The sequence below is a fragment of the Citrobacter sp. Ce119 genome (assembly GCF_030334525.1).
In the GTDB taxonomy this organism is placed as follows: Bacteria; Pseudomonadota; Gammaproteobacteria; order Enterobacterales; family Enterobacteriaceae; genus Citrobacter; species Citrobacter europaeus.
This window is the reverse complement of record NZ_JAOWDR010000052.1, coordinates 1-3,411: the sequence shown is the minus strand read 5'-3', so window position 1 is coordinate 3,411 and position 3,411 is coordinate 1. Positions and strand designations below refer to the sequence as shown.

The following is a 3,411-nucleotide window of genomic DNA, read 5'->3' as shown; positions in this document are numbered from 1 at the left end:
CGGGATACGCACTGCCGCCCGGCGCGCCTGGTTCTTTCCCCGGTAACACCCCGGCGTCATGCACAGGGACTGCTCCTCCGGCTTGTGGATGGCATACACCAGATACTCCTCGCCGACCGGGGCCGCCAGCAGCTCCACCTCCTCCCCTTCATAGCACCAGTGACATCCCAGCCAGCCGGAAAAACGCCTGCCGTTAATGCGCCCGGTCAGATACCAGGCCCCGCACAACGGCCTGTCATAGTCCTGCAGCAGGGCTGAGGCCGTCCCTCCCGAGCCGCTGGCCGCCCAGACCACCGCCGATGCCGCCATCTTCTTTTTATACCGGGCGTAGTAGGCGCTTCCTTCCGGATAGGACAGAACGTCGAAATGCTGCACCACCCGCCGCTGCGTCAGTTTTTCAATGACGCCCCGAACCTTAATCAGCGGTGCCGGAGGCGGCAGCACCGGGTCCGGCGGGGCGTTTTTCAGCGCGTCCAGCAGTTCTTTCTCTTTCAGGCGAAAATGTGCCAGCCATTTTCCTTTTTCATTTCTGGCCTCAATATTGCGCAGAATTTCCTGCGTTCGCGCCAGCTCACTTTTTTGCTGCAGGTAGTTATGAAGCGGATATTTTTTATTGCTGCCTTCGAGGCTTCTTCGCAACCCGTCCGAGAATTTCAGTTCTTTTTTCATAATTTATTCTTACAATATGTGAATACGACCACGTTGATATTTCTTGAATAGCTTTATTGGAAAATACAATTCACTCTTATTTGCTGGAAGATTCTATTTTACGTAAACATTCCGTCAGTGATTTTCCGCATTTCACTATAAGTTCTGCTTTTTTTTCTTCAGAACAGCTATCAATATCTATCGAAAATTTTTCACCAAACAGCGTGTTCTGCAACCAGATTTGAATTTCATCTTCAAAAAAGTACTCTTTCAGGGCATACTCTGCGACCACCAGAAGCAAAGCGAACTGCCAGGACGAGAGGGCACCAATCCACTCAATTCCCAGCGCATACACCGTAGGTATCGCTGCACGCCCCAGCCACACCTCCATACTACCGACAGCCGTACTCCAGCCAAATTTTGACATTAAAGCAGGCAAGACTTTGCCGCTGACTGAAATAATGGTTGTTATATCATTCAGTATTTTCCCAAAATATAACATTCCATATGACCAGCGTTTATTTACTGAATTTTCATCCTGCAAAAGATAGATGTCTGAAAAATCAGCCCCCAACGATGCAATAGCATTGAGCATCGCACAACTGGCACCTACCCATTTCAGTTTCGGAAATGATTTATCATCCTTTTTTATGACATCCATCATTTTACTGACAATATCAATCGCGCCTCCCGTGGTGGCAAATCCCGCAGCGACCAGTTTGGCATAACTGGAAAAGTCATCACGTTTAAAATGATCTACCTGGTTATATAGCTCCGTCATATTAAAAAAAAGCACCAGAAAATTGATACTTGTCGCACGATAAGCATTTTTTTTCGCTCCCGTGATACTGAAGTCCGCAGTCGCCTTTTCCAGATCGGAAAACCGCACCTGAGCAACTTTTAAACGCCCTGACACTCTGTCTTTCTGAGGATTAATAAAGAGCATTTCGTTTATATAGTAACTACGCTCGGTCGCCCAGCCAAAATATTTACTCGAAAATGACTTTATCTCCGCTACTGTTTTACCTGCCGAAAGAGAACAGAGTGTTTTAACAACAAGATCGTTTATAGTGTCCAGTTTCGGTCCCACACCCGAAACGGAGAATAAACGGGAACCCAGGGTTGCCATATGTTGATCAACTTGATACAGCACCCGCTTTGACCAGACTGCATCATTTCCAGGTGGCTCATCCAGCGCAGCTGTTGCTTTACTAAACCCTTCGAATAATTTAACCAGGTCGCCGGATTTTGACTCAAAAAATGCCAACAAACTTTGTTCTGTAATCGGCTGACTCACCCCTTTGCGCACACTGGCAAGCAAAGACTCGGCAACAGTCATTAATTCAGGTGCATTATAAAAATGAGTACGCCAGACGAGGTTGTTTTCATCAGTAGTAGAATAATCTTTTATCCAGTCATCCAGTAAACTCACACCAGATTTCGCCGCACCTAACCCAGACATTGCAAAAGCTGCTATCTCACGAAAATGCAAATTATCCTGTGGAAGGTCAGAATAAAAGTCCTGCAGTGTACGAATAAAACCTGAAAATTTAAGCCATTGGCAGCGGAAACCAATTATTACTTCGAGTTGTTTATCGATTTTGTGCGTCAGGTCCTCACCACATTTAATAAACGAATCCAGACGCTCTTGCTTTATCTTTCTTTTATATCTGCGCAGGCTATTTGCCACCCGCGAACTTTTCAGGCTCTGCTCCTGTCTTTTCTTCGCCTGACGCTCGAATTCTTCCCGGCTTATAATATTCGTATTGCCTTTCCGCCCCTCGTTCCAGACATACATTCCATATGCGTAATCCATATCACGAGATGTTGAAAGTGAGCCACCCATTGTCGCGAGCTGCTGTTCCACATTCTGCTCAGCACTCTTTTTTATAATATTCTCAACACCGTTAATCAGACTCTGGGTGCAGAACTCCAGGGCGCGTTCTTCACCAAATATCTTCGCCATCGCCAGGACATCATTCGTCCATCCCGTCAGCTCATGCGTTATCCCTGTTGCATCATGCAGCGCCATCAGCAACGGCGTGACAGGGGAACCATCTGCCTTCACTCCCCGTTCCTTCATCTGCCGGATTGTGTTTCCGGCCACTCCGCTCTTCCACGGATACAATGTCTCCTGCGGCGCTGGCTCTTTGACTATTGCATAGCGTTCACTCGCACACTGGCTGACGCGGATTTTAGTCTGGGTGCCATACGGTAACAGCATTGCCGGACTCAGCTGGTTTCCCTGCGGCGCGATGTAATCCAGAACCCCTGCAAGATTGCCTGTCGTGGCTTCTGTCGTTTGCTCTGAAGTCTGTGGTGACGTCCAGTTTGATGCACTCAGGCGCTGCATTCTGCTCTGCCGTTGCCCGTCATCGCCCGCGTAACGCTCCATCGTTTTTTCCGTCCAGCGACACTGTGTGAATGCTATCCAGATATCATTCTCCAGCACTTCATATGGCAGTGTCAGAAAATCCTTTCCGCCGTTACTGTAGGTTCCCTGCCTACAGTCAGGCTCTGATTTCTCCAGAACATTTTTCGCCGACAGTTGCTTCCATAAACTGCCGTCATCACACACCGACCATGCTTCCCAGTCCGTCAGGTATGGATAGTAGATATAGATATAGCCCCTGCGCATCGCACGCAGCGCATAGTGATAATTTTCACTTTCTGCCGGATAAGACGACGCTCCTGGTTTTGCCCACGCCGGCAGCGCTTCCTGAATATATTCAGGAACCACCGCATAACGTACGGGCAGTAATG

Annotated in this window: 1 protein-coding gene and 1 pseudogene; both read right to left on the bottom strand. The window is 48.2% G+C overall.

Going from position 1 to position 3,411, the window contains the following annotated elements; translation table 11 throughout:
* Positions 1–669 (bottom strand): annotated as a pseudogene (locus OGV80_RS14135) (putative type VI secretion system effector); the annotation flags it as partial.
* A 76-nt stretch (positions 670–745) separates the two neighbouring features.
* The coding region (locus OGV80_RS14130) for a T6SS effector BTH_I2691 family protein (protein ID WP_286515174.1) at positions 746–3,411 on the bottom strand (2,666 nt) is incomplete at its 5' end.